The 14,131-nt window shown below is 71.7% G+C and carries 13 protein-coding genes; 7 read left to right on the plus strand and 6 right to left on the minus strand.

Going from position 1 to position 14,131, the window contains the following annotated elements; translation table 11 throughout:
• Positions 1–45: 45 nt before the first annotated feature.
• The gene (locus F8566_RS46195; RefSeq protein WP_151570203.1) at positions 46–2,241 is read left to right on the plus strand and encodes an acyl-CoA dehydrogenase; all 2,196 of its coding nucleotides are present in this window, start codon (positions 46–48) and stop codon (positions 2,239–2,241) included.
• Between the two features lie 31 nt (positions 2,242–2,272).
• On the opposite strand, the gene F8566_RS46200 is transcribed toward F8566_RS46195, so the two are convergent.
• On the minus strand, positions 2,273–2,635 hold the full coding sequence (locus F8566_RS46200) for a hypothetical protein (protein WP_151570205.1): 363 nt from the start codon (positions 2,633–2,635) through the stop codon (positions 2,273–2,275).
• Positions 2,636–2,787: 152 nt separating this feature from the next.
• Here F8566_RS46200 and F8566_RS46205 point away from each other — a divergent pair, with 152 nt between their 5' ends.
• The 3 genes from F8566_RS46205 to F8566_RS46215 are packed head-to-tail and all read left to right on the plus strand — an operon-like array spanning position 2,788 to position 5,518.
• A complete protein-coding gene (locus tag F8566_RS46205) occupies positions 2,788–3,216 on the plus strand; it encodes a hypothetical protein (protein WP_225994146.1) in 429 nt (142 codons plus the stop codon).
• Entirely contained in the window at positions 3,213–4,106 is an 894-nt protein-coding gene (locus F8566_RS46210) for an AAA family ATPase (RefSeq protein ID WP_151570207.1), read from the plus strand. Before F8566_RS46205 ends, F8566_RS46210 begins: the two co-directional genes overlap by 4 nt.
• Before the next feature lie 2 nt (positions 4,107–4,108).
• Positions 4,109–5,518, plus strand: coding sequence for a vWA domain-containing protein (locus F8566_RS46215; RefSeq protein WP_151570209.1), 1,410 nt, complete (start codon positions 4,109–4,111; stop codon positions 5,516–5,518).
• Positions 5,519–5,528: 10 nt separating this feature from the next.
• Here the strand turns inward: F8566_RS46215 and F8566_RS46220 are convergent, their stop codons facing one another.
• Positions 5,529–6,104: a TetR/AcrR family transcriptional regulator gene (locus F8566_RS46220; RefSeq protein WP_151570211.1), complete on the minus strand. Its 576-nt coding sequence runs from the start codon at positions 6,102–6,104 to the stop codon at positions 5,529–5,531.
• Between the two features lie 216 nt (positions 6,105–6,320).
• Here F8566_RS46220 and F8566_RS46225 point away from each other — a divergent pair, with 216 nt between their 5' ends.
• On the plus strand, positions 6,321–7,904 hold the full coding sequence (locus F8566_RS46225; RefSeq protein WP_151570213.1) for an adenylate/guanylate cyclase domain-containing protein: 1,584 nt from the start codon (positions 6,321–6,323) through the stop codon (positions 7,902–7,904).
• Between the two features lie 41 nt (positions 7,905–7,945).
• Here F8566_RS46225 and F8566_RS46230 read toward each other — a convergent pair whose 3' ends face one another.
• From F8566_RS46230 to F8566_RS46240, 3 genes are all read right to left on the minus strand, one after another.
• Complete coding sequence (locus F8566_RS46230) at positions 7,946–8,731, minus strand: RlpA-like double-psi beta-barrel domain-containing protein (RefSeq protein WP_151570215.1); 786 nt, start codon at positions 8,729–8,731, stop codon at positions 7,946–7,948.
• A gap of 118 nt (positions 8,732–8,849) precedes the next feature.
• Positions 8,850–9,488 (minus strand): MBL fold metallo-hydrolase, encoded by a 639-nt coding sequence (locus tag F8566_RS46235; RefSeq protein ID WP_151570217.1) that lies wholly within the window; start codon positions 9,486–9,488, stop codon positions 8,850–8,852.
• Complete coding sequence (locus F8566_RS46240; RefSeq protein WP_151570357.1) at positions 9,485–10,570, minus strand: S-(hydroxymethyl)mycothiol dehydrogenase; 1,086 nt, start codon at positions 10,568–10,570, stop codon at positions 9,485–9,487. Before F8566_RS46240 ends, F8566_RS46235 begins: the two co-directional genes overlap by 4 nt.
• A 263-nt stretch (positions 10,571–10,833) precedes the next feature.
• On the opposite strand from F8566_RS46240, the gene F8566_RS46245 reads away from it, so the two are divergent.
• On the plus strand, positions 10,834–12,087 hold the full coding sequence (locus tag F8566_RS46245) for a hypothetical protein (protein WP_225994147.1): 1,254 nt from the start codon (positions 10,834–10,836) through the stop codon (positions 12,085–12,087).
• 28 nt (positions 12,088–12,115) lie between these two features.
• On the opposite strand, the gene F8566_RS46250 is transcribed toward F8566_RS46245, so the two are convergent.
• Entirely contained in the window at positions 12,116–12,709 is a 594-nt protein-coding gene (locus F8566_RS46250) for an AAA family ATPase (protein ID WP_225994148.1), read from the minus strand.
• 184 nt (positions 12,710–12,893) lie between these two features.
• On the opposite strand from F8566_RS46250, the gene F8566_RS46255 reads away from it, so the two are divergent.
• On the plus strand, positions 12,894–14,129 hold the full coding sequence (locus tag F8566_RS46255) for an MFS transporter (RefSeq protein WP_225994149.1): 1,236 nt from the start codon (positions 12,894–12,896) through the stop codon (positions 14,127–14,129).
• Positions 14,130–14,131: the final 2 nt, after the last annotated feature.

A 14,131-nucleotide genomic window follows, 5' to 3' on the forward strand; every position in this document is an offset into this window, starting at 1 on the left:
TGCCCTGGTTCTGGAACGGCAAGCGGGTCTGGGAGAAGGTGACGAATGGCCATCGGGCTGACCGAGGAGCACGAGGCGCTCGCCGATTCTGTTCGGGGGTTCGCCGAGCGCAACATTCCGGCGACCGTGGTGCGCGCCGCACTGGAGGCGGACGAGGAGACCAGGCCGTCGTTCTGGCCGGCCCTGGCCGAACAGGGCCTGCTGGGCCTGCACCTGGAAGAGGAGCACGGCGGGCAGGGCTTCGGGCTGCTCGAACTGGCCGTGGTCGTGGAGGAGCTGGGCCGGGCCGCCGCGCCCGGCCCGTTCCTGCCCACGGTGCTCGCGAGCGCCGTGGTGAACGTCTCCAGCAACGCCAAGGCGCGCGGCGAGCTGCTCCCCCTGCTCGCCGAGGGCGAGAAGACCGCCGCGGTCGCGCTGTCGGGCTCGCTCACCGGCCGCCGCGACGGAGACGCGCTGGTGGTCGGCGGGAGCGCCGCCACGGTGCTCGGCGCCTCGCTCGCCGACGTGATCGTGCTGCCGGTGGCGACCGGCGACGGCGAGCAGTGGGTGGCGGTCGACGCCGCCGACGTGACCGTCACGCCGGTGGAGAGCCTCGACAAGGTGCGCCGCGTCGCCAAAGTGGACGTGGCCGAGATCGCCCTGGCCGCCGACCGCGTCCTGGACGGCGTCACCACCGCGCAGGTCCGCGATCTCGCGGCGGCGCTGTTCGGCGCCGAGGCCGCGGGCCTGACCGGCTGGCTGGTCACGACCGCGGCCGAGTACGCCAAGGTGCGCGAGCAGTTCGGCCGGCCGATCGGCCAGTTCCAGGGCGTCAAGCACAAGGCCGCCCGGATGCTGATCGCGTCCGAGCAGGCCCGCGCCGCCGCCTGGGACGCCGCCCGCGCGCTGGACGAGGGCGCCGAGGAAGCCGGCTTCGCCGCCGCCGTGGCCGCCGTCATCTCCGCCGACGCCGGTGTGCAGACCGCTCGCGACGCCATCCAGATCCTCGGCGGCATCGGCTTCACCTGGGAGCATGATGCGCACATCTACCTGCGCCGGGCGCTGACCCTGCGGGCGCTGCTCGGCGGCTCCAAGGGCTGGGCGGCCAAGGTCGCCGAGCTCGCCCTGGCGGGCGGGCGCCGTCCCGTCGAGCTGGAGCTGGACGACGACACCCAGCCGCTGCGCGAGCGCATCCGCGCCGAGATCGCCGAGCTCGCCGCGATCACTGACAAGAACGAGCGCAACGCCGCGATGGGCGACAACGGCTGGACCGTGCCGCACTTTCCCGAACCGTGGGGACGCGGCGCCGGCCCGGTCGAGCAGATCCTCATCCAGCAGGAGCTCAAGGCCGCCAAGGTCAAGGCCCCCAACCTGGTGATCGGTGCCTGGCTGGTGCCGTCGCTGGTGCGCTACGGCAGCGACGAGCAGAAGGAACGGTTCCTGCGGCCGACGCTGCGCGGCGAGATGGTCTGGTGCCAGCTGTTCAGCGAGCCGGGCGCCGGCTCCGACCTCGCGTCCCTCTCGATGAAGGCCGAGCGCGTCGAGGGCGGCTGGAGGCTCACCGGGCAGAAGATCTGGACGTCGGTCGCGCAGTTCGCCCAGTGGGGCTTCTGCATCGCCCGTACGGATCCGGACGCGCCCAAGCACGACGGCATCACCTACTTCCTGGTCGACATGAAGTCCGAGGGCGTCGACGTACGGCCGCTCAAGGAGCTCACCGGCGAGTCCCTCTTCAACGAGGTGTTCCTCGACGGCGTCTTCGTCCCGGACGACTGTGTCGTGGGCGAGGTCAACCAGGGCTGGCAGGTCACCCGCAACACCCTCAGCAACGAGCGCGTGTCGCTGTCCACGGGCGGCGGCATGGGCATGGGCGTGCCGGAGCTGCTGGCCTTCTTCAAGGACAGGGAGCTGGACGCGGTCGCCACGGCCGAGGTCGGCAAGCTCGTCGCCCAAGGCCAGTCCATCGACCTGCTCGGCCTGCGCACGACGCTCAAGCAGCTGAACGGGGTGGAGCCCGGCGCGGAGGCGAGCGTCCGCAAGCTCCTCGGCGTGCAGTTCAACCAGGACGTGGCCGACTACTGCTGGGCGGCGCAGGGCGAGGCGGCGGCGACCCAGGTGCCGATGGCCGAAACCGGCATCGTCGCCCGCGCGATGTTGTTCAGCAGGGCGATGACCATCTACGGCGGGACGACCGAGGTGCAGCTCAACATCATCGGTGAGCGGCTGCTCGGCCTGCCCCGTGACCCCGAGCCCGGGAAGTAGGGCCCGGGTGGCGGCGCCCCGGCCGGTGGGCTCAGCCGCGCCGGGGACGCAGCGCGTGCGCGACGTTGATCGCCACTATCGAGAACCACACGATGCACAGGGCGCCCATCCCCTCGTTCACCACCGCGATGGCGCTCAGCGGGATGGCCGCCACCAGGGAGACGATGGCGAGCGCGAGGTCGGCGCCGCCGCCGGTGCCCGTCCGCCGCGGCGGGGGCGGCGCGTACGCGGGCGCCGGCGCGGGGCGCGGATGACCGGCCATGCGCGCGTCGAACGTCTGCTCGATCCGGTCGACGACCGACTCGATGAAGGCGTCGTCGTACTCGGGACCCAGCTCGCGCCGGGCGGCGAGTGCCGCGGCGAGGTCGTCCCGGGGCAGGCGTGGAGTCGTCATTCTTCGGTTATAGGCCGCCGATCCGCCCGGTGGCTTCCCTCCTGGGAGCGAAACGTCCAGTACCTCCCAGGGATGAGGGGGCCGGGGAGCTACGCGCCGGTAAACTGCCGACTTCTTCGTCCTTCCTCCCTTATCTCCTCCCGGAGGTCCACGTGAGCGTGCGGACCCGTTCGACCCTGTCCCTGGCCGGCGTGGCGGTGGCCGCCGCTCTCGTCCTCACCGGCTGCGGCGGCGACGACAAGAAAGCCGACACCCCGGGCAAGGCCGACTCCGCGGCGCCCGCGAACCTCGCCCCGCTGCCCAAGGTCGCGCCCGCCGAGGTGAAGCCGCTCGTCGGCCGCTGGGTCGGCACCCGGCAGGACTACTTCCTCTTCAAACCGGACGGCAAGGGTGTCTGGATGAAGGACAAGAACACGCTCTGGAGCGGCCAGGCCATTCCGGAGAGCAAGGGCAAGTTCCGCTTCTCATGGCAGGGCGGTGACCCGAAGAACGCCTCGTACTGGGGCGCGGAAGTCAGCGCGGACGGCAAGAAGATGACCTTCGCCGGCACGAACCAGATCTACACGAAAGCGAAGGCATGAGCCTGAATCCCGACTCCTTCTTCATCTCGCCCGCCGACGTCGAGCGGGAACTCGCCCGAGCGGGGTATCTCGCCGACGACTCGATCGCCACCACCGTGTTCCTGGCGCAGGCGCTCGGCAAGCCGCTGCTGGTGGAGGGGCCGGCCGGGGTGGGCAAGACCGAGCTGGCCAAGGCGGTGGCCCAGGCCGGTGACGCCGAGCTGATCCGGTTGCAGTGCTACGAGGGCCTGGACGAGGCCCGCGCGCTGTACGAGTGGAACTACAAGAAGCAGCTGCTGCGCATCCAGGCGGCGCCGGACGGCCAGGCCTGGGACTCCACGCACGACGACATCTTCACCGACGAGTTCCTCCTCGAACGCCCGTTGCTGGCCGCCATCCGGCGCAGCGGCGCCACGGTCCTGCTCATCGACGAGACCGACAAGGCCGACGTCGAGGTGGAGGGTCTGCTGCTGGAGGTGCTCTCCGACTTCCAGGTGACCATCCCGGAGCTCGGCACGGTCAAGGCGGTGCGCAGGCCGTTCGTGGTCCTCACCTCCAACGCCGCCCGCGAGCTGTCGGAGGCGCTCAAGCGCCGCTGCCTCTATCTGCACCTGGACTACCCCCAGCCGGACCGCGAGCGCGACATCGTGCTCGCGCAGGTCCCGGGCATCGAGGCCGAGCTGGCCGAGCAGCTGGTCCGGACCGTGGGGACGCTCCGCGCCCTGGAGATCAAGAAGGCGCCGTCGATCGCCGAGACCATCGACTGGGCCCGGACGCTGCTCGCCCTCGGGCTGGACGAGCTCGACGAGGCCGCCGTCGCCCGCACGCTCGGCGTCGTCCTCAAGCACGTCTCCGACCAGGAGCGCGCCGCCAAGGAACTGGGCCTCGGAAAACCGAGCCTCAAGAGCTGACGATGACGGCCCCCACTGGCGCGCGGCGCTCGCTCGTCGACCGGCACACCGCCTTCGTCGCGGCCCTCCGCGAGGCGGGCCTGCCGGTGTCGGTCGCCGAGGGCCTGGACGCGGTCCGCGCGATGCAGGTCATCGACCTGGGCGAGCGGGAGACGCTGCGCGCCGCGTACGCCGCCACGCTCGTCAAGCGGCCCGCGCACCGGCAGACCTTCGACACGCTCTTCGACCTCTGGTTCCCCGCGGCGCTGGGCGACGGCGCGGTCCCGCCGGACCGGCCGATCCGGCGGCGCGAATCCGGGGAACGCCGCGTGCCGCCCGCGCTCGACCCCGAGGTCCAGGCCCGGCGCGAGGAGCTCTTCGAGCTGCTGCTCTCCGGTGACGACCCGGGCCTGCGGCAGTTCGCGCGGACGGCCGTGGCGGAGTACGGGCAGACGCCCGGCCAGGAGTCGTGGTTCTCCTCCGGTGTACTCCGCGCCATGTCGGCCGAGACGTTGATGGCCCGGCTGCTCAACTCCGTGCTGACCGGCCAGGACCGTGGTGGCATGGCCGAGCAGGTCGCGCGCCGCACGTTCCGCGACCGGATCTCGCGCTTCGAAGACCTGGTCGCGACCGAGGTCCGGCGGCGGATCGCCGAGGACACCGGGGTGGAACGCACCGCCCGCCTGGCCGTCCGCCCGCCCCTGGAACGGCTCGACTTCGCCTCCGCGAGCCGCGCCGACCTGACCGCGCTGCGCCGTGAGGTCTACCCGCTGGCCCGGCGCCTGGCCTCGCGGCTCACCCAGAAGCACCGGCTCGGACACCGGGGCCGCCTCGACTTCCGCCGGACGGTGCGCGCGTCGCTGGCGACCGGGGGAGTGCCGCTCACCACCCACCACCGGCCCCGCCGCCCGCACAAGCCCGAGCTGGTGATCCTGTGCGACGCCAGCGACTCGGTCTCGGCGTTCGCCCATTTCACGCTCCTGCTGACGTTCGCGCTGCGCGAGCAGTTCAGCAAGGTCCGGGCGTTCGCCTTCATCGACGCGACCGATGAGATCACCAAGTACTTCGCGCCCGGCACCGACGTCGTCGACGCGATGACGCGGATGGCCGCCGAGGCCGATCTGGTCTGGATCACCGGGCGCAGCAACTACGGCCATGCGATCAAGGTGTTCGACGAGAAGTACGCGGACGCCATCACGCCCAAGACCTCGCTCCTCGTCCTCGGCGACGCCCGTTCCAACTACGGCGAGCTCTCCCTGCCGATCCTGCGCCGCATGGTCGATCAGGCCCGGCACGCGTACTGGCTCAATCCCGAGCCCCGCTCCCAGTGGGACACCGGCGACTCGGCCGCCTCCCGGTACGGCGAGCTCCTGCCGATGTACGAATGCCGCAACCTGACGCAGCTCGCCGAATTCATCGAGGAACTCGCCTAGGAACTGGGCGTCAGGACGCGCCCAGGGCCCGGGCGATGAGGTCGGCGACGGCGTCGGGGTCGACGGCCTGGCCGGTGAGCTGGGAGAGGTTCTCCTGGTAGATGAGGACGGCGGCGAACGTGGCGGCGGCGGCCTCCAGGCGGGCCTGGTCGCCGCGGGAGCCGGGCAGGGCGAGCTCGAGCGCGCGCCGGGCCCGGCCGAAGACCTCACTGTTGAGGCGCCCGAGCCGTTCGCCGACGGACGTGTGGGTGTCGGCCTCCCGGAAGAGGATCCGGCGCATGGCCGGGGAGGCGCGCAACGGGAAACGGCGGGCCAGCCGGGAGAGCGTGCCCGCGGGGTCGCCGGGCAGGGCCTCCACGGCCTCCTCGGGCAGCTCCTCGATGAACGTGCGCTCGTCGATCAGGGCGACCAGGACGTCGATCTTCTGCGGGAAGTAGTGGAAGACCAGGCCCTTGGGGACATGGGCGAGCCTGGCGATGCGCGCCGTCGAGCTGGCGTCGTAACCGCGCTCGGCGAACAGGGTCTCGGCCGCGTCCAGGATGCGGGTACGGGCATCGACCTCGTCGTCCTTCTTCGAGGCCCTCATGGTCGGCGCCTCCTGAAAAGGGTCGTGGCCCCGGGCGCGCACGCGCCGGGGACCACCTCGGGGCCTTCGTTCAGGCCGCGGCGGCGCCGCGTGCCCGGGTGGTTCCCCACAGGCCGACGATAGTCGCGACGCCGCCGGCGATCCATGCCGTCCAGGCGAGATCCGTGAGGCCCCGGCGGGCCGGAACACGGAAATAACGGGATAATCTCCACCCTCATGGAGCTCGAAGAGGTGGACGCCGCGGCGGTGCGCCCGCGGCGAAGCCTGTTCGGCCCCCTGTGGCGGCTGTTCGACGGGCGCCCCGAAGACTCGCGCAGCCAGATCGTCCGCCGCGCCCGGCTGCTGGTGACCGTCACCACCGGCCTGGCCAACCTGGTCGGCGCCCTGGTCGTGCTGCTGTTCACCGTCATCGTCCCCAACCCCGACGGACTGGTCTCGGACCGGCTGCGCCTGATCAACTTCGTGGTGTTCGGCGCGTACGTCATCCTGGCCGTGCCGGTCGGCCTGATGCTGGGCGAGCGCTTCTTCCGGCGCGTCCGGCGGCTGGTGGAGACCGACCGCGCGCCCGACAAACGCGAGCGCCTCCTGCTGCTGTACGGGCCGTTGCGCCTGATGGCCGTCCACCTGACGCTGTGGGGCATCGGCACGGTCGGGTGGGTCGTGATCAACGCCCCGTTCCACGGCCTGCTGGCGGTCAAGCTCGGCCTGACGAGCCTGCTGGGCGGCCTGACCACCTGCACCGTCGTCTACCTGCTCACCGAGCGCTTGCTGCGGCGGGCGGTGACCACCGCGCTGCGCACCGGCATGCCGCAGCACACCGGGCTGCCGGGCGTGGTGGCCAGGTCCGTGCTGGCCTGGGCGCTGGGCACGGCCGTGCCCATTCTCGGCCTGATCGTGCTCGCGGTCGGCTCGTTCCTGATCGCCAGGGTGACCGTCCGGGACTTCGCGCTGGCGGTCCTGGCTCTCGGCGGCATCGCGCTCGTCGTCGGCCTCGGCGTCACCTACGGCGCGGCCCGGGCCATCGCCGACCCGGTCGAGTCGGTACGGCTGGGCCTGGCCAAGGTCGAACGCGGCGACCTGGACGTGGAGGTGCCCGTCTACGACGCCAGCGAGGTCGGCCTGCTCCAGGCGGGGTTCAACCACATGGCGTCGGGACTGCGCGAGCACGCCCGGCTCCAGGATCTTTTCGGCCGGCAAGTGGGGGAGGACGTCGCGCGGGTCGCGCTGGAGCGCGGCATCGACCTCGGCGGCGAGCTGCGCGAGGTCGCGGTGATCTTCGTGGACATCGTCGGCTCCACCCGGCTGGCCGCCGACCGGCCGCCCACCGAGGTGGTCAAGCTGCTCAACGACTTCTTCGCCGTCGTGGTCGAGGTGATCGGCCGCCATGGCGGGTGGATCAACAAGTTCGAGGGTGACGCCGCTCTGGCGATCTTCGGTGCGCCGCTGGATCTGGACGGCGCGGAGACCCGGGCACTGGCCGCGGCGCGCGAGCTGGCCGAGCGGCTGCGGGCCGAGATGCCCGGCGTGGAGGCGGGCGTCGGGGTCTCGGCGGGGGAGGCCGTGGCGGGGCACATCGGTGCCGAGGAACGGTTCGAGTACACCGTGATCGGCGACCCCGTGAACGAGGCGGCCCGGCTGACCGACCTCGCCAAGTCGACGGCCGGCCGCGTTCTCGCCGCCGGCGCGGTCGTCGAGTCGGCCGACCCCGACGAGGCGGCGCGGTGGTGGCTCGGCGAGGAGGTCACCCTGCGCGGCCGGGCGGCCGCGACGCGCCTGGCCGAGCCGCGCAAGGAGGCCTGAACGTTCATCGCGTGTCTGGCGCTCGGCGCGTGTCTGCCCGTTCAGCGCGTGTAGAGCGTGGCTCCGTGGAGTTCGGTGTAGAACGGCGACTTGGTGAAGCCGGGGCCGGTCTCCTCGCCGATGTAGATGTCGGCGTGGTGGTCGCCGCCCCATCCAGGCCGGAAGACGTCGGTCACCGTCCACTCATGGGAACGGAACTTCGCGCATGTCGTCGCCTTGATCCGCCGTCCGGCGCCGTTCTTCCCGCAGTCGGTGATGAGGAACCTGCTGCCCCGGGTGAGCACGTCCCGGTCGGCGGCGGCCGTGCTCCACGGGCGCAGCGGCCGGCCCGCCGAGTCGCGGGTCGTGTCGTCCAGCCACCAGCCGACGCTGGACGACCAGTTGAGGTAGCGCCCGCGTTGCGGTCCCGTGGTGATCCGGCCGCTGCCCTCGATCTTCACTGCCTTGATGAAGTCCTCGGGGTACGAGCCGAGCGGCGCCTTCCCCCACTTGCAGTGGAACTCGGTGCAACCCCGCACGGCCTTGGGCTTGCCGCCGTGGAACCGTTCGACCAGCGTGTAGTAGACCGTGATCCGCCAGCGTCCGGGCTTGCCCACCGGCTTGCCGCCGGGTCCGGGCGAGAGCGGCCGCGGAGGTGCGCTCGCGCGCCGCGGATCGGCGACGGGCGCGGACGGGGTCACCAAGGGCGCGGGCTGGTCGGTGACCAGCGGCGGGACGGCGACCGGCGGCGCATCCGCCGAGGCGGAGGAGCCGGAACCGCAGCCCGCCGTCGCAAGGGCACAGGATGCGAGCAGGGCGGCCGGAACGGGCCGTGCTCTGCCCCGCATCGCATCTCCCGTCTCAGCGGCTCACATCCATGCCCCAGGCATCGAGTGTGGACTCTATCCCGTCGATGCGTCCGATGTGTCCGGTTCGGCGATGCCGGAGACGGGCGCGACAGATGGCTCAGTGCCCGCGTGAGATCCATTCCTCCAGATGCGGGGCCTCGTCGCCGATGGTGGTGCTGTCGCCGTGCCCGGTGCGGACCACGGTCTGAGCCGGAAGGCTCAGCAGCCGTTCCCGGATGGACGTGATGATCGTGGGGAAGTCGGAGAACGACCGGCCGGTCGCGCCGGGTCCTCCCTGGAAGAGGGTGTCGCCGGAGAAGACCGTGCCCAGGTCCGCCGCGTAGAGGCACACCGCCCCCGGACTGTGGCCGGGTGTGTGCAGGACTCTGAGCTCCGTCCCGGCGACCGTGATGACCTGCCCGTCGGCCAGCTCGCCGTTCGGGCTCACATCGGGGTGCCGCTGCTTCCAGAGCATGAGGTCGTCGGGGTGCAGGAGCACCGGCGCGCCGGTGCGGGCCGCGAGCGCGGGCGCCGCGTCGATGTGGTCGTCGTGGCCGTGGGTGGAGACGATCGCCAGCAGCTCGCGGCCGCCCACCGCCGCGGCGATGGCGTCGGCGTCGTGCGCGGCGTCGATGACGATCGCCTCGGTGTCGTCGCCGACGATCCAGACGTTGTTGTCGACCTCCCACGTGCCGCCGTCCAGGGAGAACGTGCCGGACGTGACGAGATGCTCGATGCGCGCGTTCGACGCCGTCACAGGACCACCACCGAGCGCAGCACGTCGCCGTGGTGCATCTTTTCGAAGGCGGCCTCGACGCCGTCCAGCGGGATCGTCTCGGACACGAACGCGTCCAGGTCGAGGCGCCCTTGGAGGTAGAGGTCGATGAGCATGGGGAAGTCGCGGCTGGGCAGGCAGTCGCCGTACCAGGAGGACTTGAGCGAGCCGCCGCGGCCGAAGACGTCGAGCAGCGGCAGCTCCAGCTTCATCTCGGGCGTGGGCACGCCGACCAGCACGACCGTGCCGGCCAGGTCGCGGGCGTAGAAGGCCTGCTTGTAGGTCTCGGGACGGCCGACCGCCTCGATGACGACGTCGGCGCCGAACCCGCCGGTCAGCTTCTGGACGGCCTCGGCGACATCGGTGTCCTTGGCGTTGACGGTGTGCGTGGCGCCCAGTCCTGAGGCGGCGGCGAGCTTGCGCTCGTCCAGGTCGATGGCGATGATCTTCGCGGCGCCGGCGAGGCGGGCGCCGAGGACGGCGGCCGAGCCGACCCCGCCGCAGCCGATGACCGCCACGCTGTCTCCGCGGCCCACGTTGCCGGTGTTGATGGCGGCGCCGATCCCTGCCATGACGCCGCAGCCCAGCAGCCCGGCGGCGGCGGGGGAGGCGGCCGGGTCGACCTTGGTGCACTGCCCGGCGGCCACCAGGGTCTTGTCGGCGAACGCGCCGATGCCCAGCGCGGGGGAGAGCTCGGTGCCGTCGGCCAGCGTCATCTTCCGCTCGGCGTTATGGGTGTTGAAGCAGTACCAGGGACGTCCGCGCGTGCAGGCCCGGCACTGCCCGCACACCGCGCGCCAGTTGAGGATCACGAAGTCGCCCGGCGCCACCTCGGTGACGCCCGCGCCCACCGACTCGACGATTCCGGCGGCCTCGTGCCCGAGCAGGAACGGGAACTCGTCGTTGATGCCGCCCTCCCGGTAGTGCAGGTCCGTGTGGCAGACCCCGCAGGCCTGGACCTGCACGACGGCCTCGCCCGGCCCGGGATCGGGAATCGTGATGGTCTCGATCCGCACCGGCTCGCCTTTGCCCGGTGCGATGACTCCGCGTACCTGCTGCGCCATAGCCGCTCCCGTCCTCATGCCGTGGACCATATTCCGTGGACCATGCCCTCCGACCCTATCGACCGGCACGCTCGGGAACGTTCCAATCCCAGGAAGATCCTCGATCAACGTGGCGGGGTCGGGAACGGCTCGCTCTCAGGTAGCACGAACTAGATCACTAGGGCGGGCGATGCGGGTCCGGTGTGCCGCGCAACACGCTTGAGGCACATCGACCACGACCCCTTGAGAGGGATCGACTGAGAGGGACCGACATGGCCCACCCCATGACCCGTTTCACCGCCACCGCACTGATTGCTTCCACCGGTGTCACGCTGGCAGGCGGCGCCGTTGCCGCCGCCTCGGATTCCACCTCGGATCCCGCCGGCGGCAAGCCTGCCGCGACCGCGCCTGCCAGAGGCGAGCTCGTCTCCGCCGAACACCTCCGCGGCATGACGGCCCAAGGTGCGCGCACGTGGCTGGCCAGCGACGGATTCGACGCCAAGGCCGTCCGCTATGGAGTGGACGCGTACAGGTTGGTCTACCGCACCGTTGACACCCGTAACCGGATGACGACCGCCAGCGGCCTTGTCGTGCTGCCCCGCAATGACGCCCGGAGACTGCGGACCGTCTCGTACGGCCACGGCACCACGAGCTACAAGGACGATGCGCCCTCCGTGGCGCCGGATGTCTGGGGCTCCGCGCCCGGCGTGACCTTCGCAGCCGCCGGATTCGCCGCTGTCGTGCCCGACTATCTCGGCCTCGGGCTCGGACCGGGCGTGCACCCGTGGAAGGACGTGCCGTCCGAGACGACCGCCTCGCTGGACATGTTGCGCGCGGCCAAGCAGTTCGTGCCGCGTACGGGCCGGACGCTGGAACGCCAGGTGTTCACCACCGGGTTCTCCCAGGGAGCCTCGGCTGCCCTGGGGCTCGCGCGGGCGCTGCAGGAGGGCCAGGATCCCTGGTTCCGTGTGCGAGCGGTCGCTCCGATCGCGGGCGGGTACGACTTCAAGGGCGCCCAGATCCCGGCCATGCTCCGCGGCGAACTGCACCCGAAGCTGTCGGTCGCGTACAGCTCGTACCTCCTCACTTCCTGGAACCGCCTGCACGGCCTCTACAAGAAGCCCACCGAGGTCTTCCAGGAGCCGTACGCGAGCAAGGTCGAGAAGTACTTCGACGGCACCACGCCAGGGCAGGAGATGCTCCAGGGCCTGCCCGACACGATCGACGAGCTGCTCACGCCGCGCGGGTTCGAGCTGCTGCGCAAGCCGGGCGGCTCGTTCGCCCGGGCGCTGGATGTGGACGGCGAGGTGTGCAAGGCCTGGACGCCGCGCGTCCCGATGCGGCTCTACAAGGTGAGCAAGGACGAGCAGGCGTCGACGCTCAACACCGACCACTGCCGGATCTCACTGAGCGCCCGCGGCGTGAACGTGCCGGTCGTGGACCTCGGCGACCACACCTACGGGGACTTCCGGCACCTGGGCGCCAACGTGGCGGGCACCGCCCGCGTCGTCCGCTGGTTCAGCGGGCTTTCGAAGTAGAACCTGCGCAGGCCCTGGTCCGGCCGTGTCAGCGGGCTTCCGGAGCAGGCCCTTCGGCGTCCGGCACCCCGTCGAAGCGGATGGCCTTCAGACGGTCGGCGGCGGCACGGTCCAGTATCGTGACGCCGTCGGCCGGCGGGACGTTGCCGCTGCGGGCGCGTTCCATCAGCGGCCGCCAGCGGCGGACGTGCCGCGCGAAGACCGAGGTCGTGACGACGCGGCCCCGGGCGACCTGACCTTGGCGCGCGGTGCGCGCGTCCACGTCGAGCAGGATCAGGTGCACCTCGCCGCCGCGCCGCCGCGCCATCCAGGCGAAGCCGCGCAGGATGTGCGGCCAGGTGCCGCGCGTGTGAGCGACGACGGCGTGGCCCTGGGACATCGCCCGGGCGATCCGCCAGACATGGTTGGCCTGCACGAGGGGGACACGGGCCCGGTGCGGCAGGGGACCCAGGAAGCGAGCCCACCAGCTACGGGACTGCCGTGAGTCGATCACCCGGGTGCCGCCGGAGATCACCGGCAGGGTCTCGTCGCCCCGCAGGCCGTACAGCCGGTCGAGCAGGGTGCTCTTCCCCGCGCCGGGCAGCCCGGCGACGAGCACCAGCGATCCGGCCGGATAGTGCAACTCTGTGACCTGCGCGGATGTGGCCCTTTCGTTGAGTTCGCGGATTGTCTCTCCTGGTCTCGGCCCCCGAGGGTCGGCGGTGGTGAGAAAACGAACACCCGGCGCCGGTGGTTCCGGCGGGGAATGCGCCACCGTATCGGAGATCACCGACACGGACGTCCCAACATGCGGAAAACTCCCTTTCATGGTCACTGACGAGGAGGGTATGGGTGCGCTGCGCCTGATCCGCTCCGTACCGCCGTTCCGCCGGCTCTGGACCGCCCGGTCGATCTCCTTCCTCGGCGACTCGCTCAGCCTCGTGGCCCTGATGGTGTACGTGGCCGACACCACAGGCCAGGCGCTCGCGGTCGCGCTCCTGCTGCTCGTCGGCGACTTCGCGCCCGCCCTGCTCGGCCCGCTGACCGGCGTGATCGCCGACCGGTTCGAGCTGCGGCGGGTCATGATCGTCTCTGAGCTGGCGCAGGCCGCCCTGATCGCGGTGATCGCGCTCGGCATCACCGTGTTCCCGCTGCCGCTGATCCTCGCCCTGGTCGCGCTCCGGTCGATCGCCGGGCATATCTTCCAGCCCGCGTCGCGCGCCGTCGTGCCCGCCCTCGTCCGCGACCGTGATCTTGAGGGGGCGAACGCGGCGATCGGCTTCGGCACGAACGGCGGCGAGGCGCTCGGGCCCCTGCTCGCCGCCCTGCTGCTGCCCCTGCTCGACGTACGCGGCGTCCTGCTGATCGACGCGGCGAGCTTCCTTCTCTCCGCCGCCCTCCTGGCGTTCCTGCCCGCCGCCCGGCCATCCGCCCCGGACGAGCCCACCACGATCCTGAACGACGCGATCACCGGGCTCCGGCACATCGTGGCCACTCCGCTGCTGCGCGCCATCGGCCTCGGCTTCATCGCCGTGGTGGCCTGCAACGGGATCGACGACGTCGCGCTGGTCTTCCTGACCAAGGACACCCTCCACGGCGGCGACTCGGCCGTCGGCCTCCTGCTGGCCGCCGTCGGGCTCGGCCTCTTCGCGGGCTACGCCCTGCTCGCCCGCCCTCGCCTGGCCCTCCCCGTACTCCTCCTGGCGGGCTTCGCGATCAGCAGCGCGGGCAACCTCCTCACCGGCTTCGCCTGGGCGGTGGGCGCAGCCTTCGCCGTCCAGGCCACCCGCGGCATCGGCCTTGCCGCGATGGACGTCGCCACCAACACCCTCATCCAGCGCAACGTCCCCGCCCCACTGCTCGGCCGTATCTTCGGCTCCCTCTACGGCGCCGTCGGCGTCGCCGCCGCGCTCTCCTATCTGGGTGGCGGCCTGCTGCTCGACCTCACCAGCCCGCGCACCGCCTTCATCGCCGCCGGAACGGGCGGTCTCCTGGTCACCCTCGCCACCGCCGTCGCCCTGCGCAGGGCCGATGGCCGAATAGGCTCAGAGCCGATCACGTGAGG

It is taken from the genome of Actinomadura rudentiformis (genome assembly GCF_008923185.1).
Lineage (GTDB): Bacteria > Actinomycetota > Actinomycetes > Streptosporangiales > Streptosporangiaceae > Spirillospora > Spirillospora rudentiformis.

What these genes read in the sequence shown, in the direction of transcription:
- F8566_RS46220 (WP_151570211.1), bottom strand. Translation starts at nt 6,104, where the DNA reads ATGAGGGCCTCGAAGAAGGACGACGAGGTCGATGCCCGTACCCGCATC.
- F8566_RS46255 (WP_225994149.1), top strand. Translation starts at nt 12,894, where the DNA reads ATGGTCACTGACGAGGAGGGTATGGGTGCGCTGCGCCTGATCCGCTCC.
- F8566_RS46240 (WP_151570357.1), bottom strand. Translation starts at nt 10,570, where the DNA reads ATGGCGCAGCAGGTACGCGGAGTCATCGCACCGGGCAAAGGCGAGCCG.
- F8566_RS46245 (WP_225994147.1), top strand. Translation starts at nt 10,834, where the DNA reads ATGACCCGTTTCACCGCCACCGCACTGATTGCTTCCACCGGTGTCACG.
- F8566_RS46200 (WP_151570205.1), bottom strand. Translation starts at nt 2,635, where the DNA reads ATGACGACTCCACGCCTGCCCCGGGACGACCTCGCCGCGGCACTCGCC.
- F8566_RS46210 (WP_151570207.1), top strand. Translation starts at nt 3,213, where the DNA reads ATGAGCCTGAATCCCGACTCCTTCTTCATCTCGCCCGCCGACGTCGAG.
- F8566_RS46195 (WP_151570203.1), top strand. Translation starts at nt 46, where the DNA reads ATGGCCATCGGGCTGACCGAGGAGCACGAGGCGCTCGCCGATTCTGTT.
- F8566_RS46230 (WP_151570215.1), bottom strand. Translation starts at nt 8,731, where the DNA reads ATGCGGGGCAGAGCACGGCCCGTTCCGGCCGCCCTGCTCGCATCCTGT.
- F8566_RS46215 (WP_151570209.1), top strand. Translation starts at nt 4,109, where the DNA reads ATGACGGCCCCCACTGGCGCGCGGCGCTCGCTCGTCGACCGGCACACC.
- F8566_RS46225 (WP_151570213.1), top strand. Translation starts at nt 6,321, where the DNA reads ATGGAGCTCGAAGAGGTGGACGCCGCGGCGGTGCGCCCGCGGCGAAGC.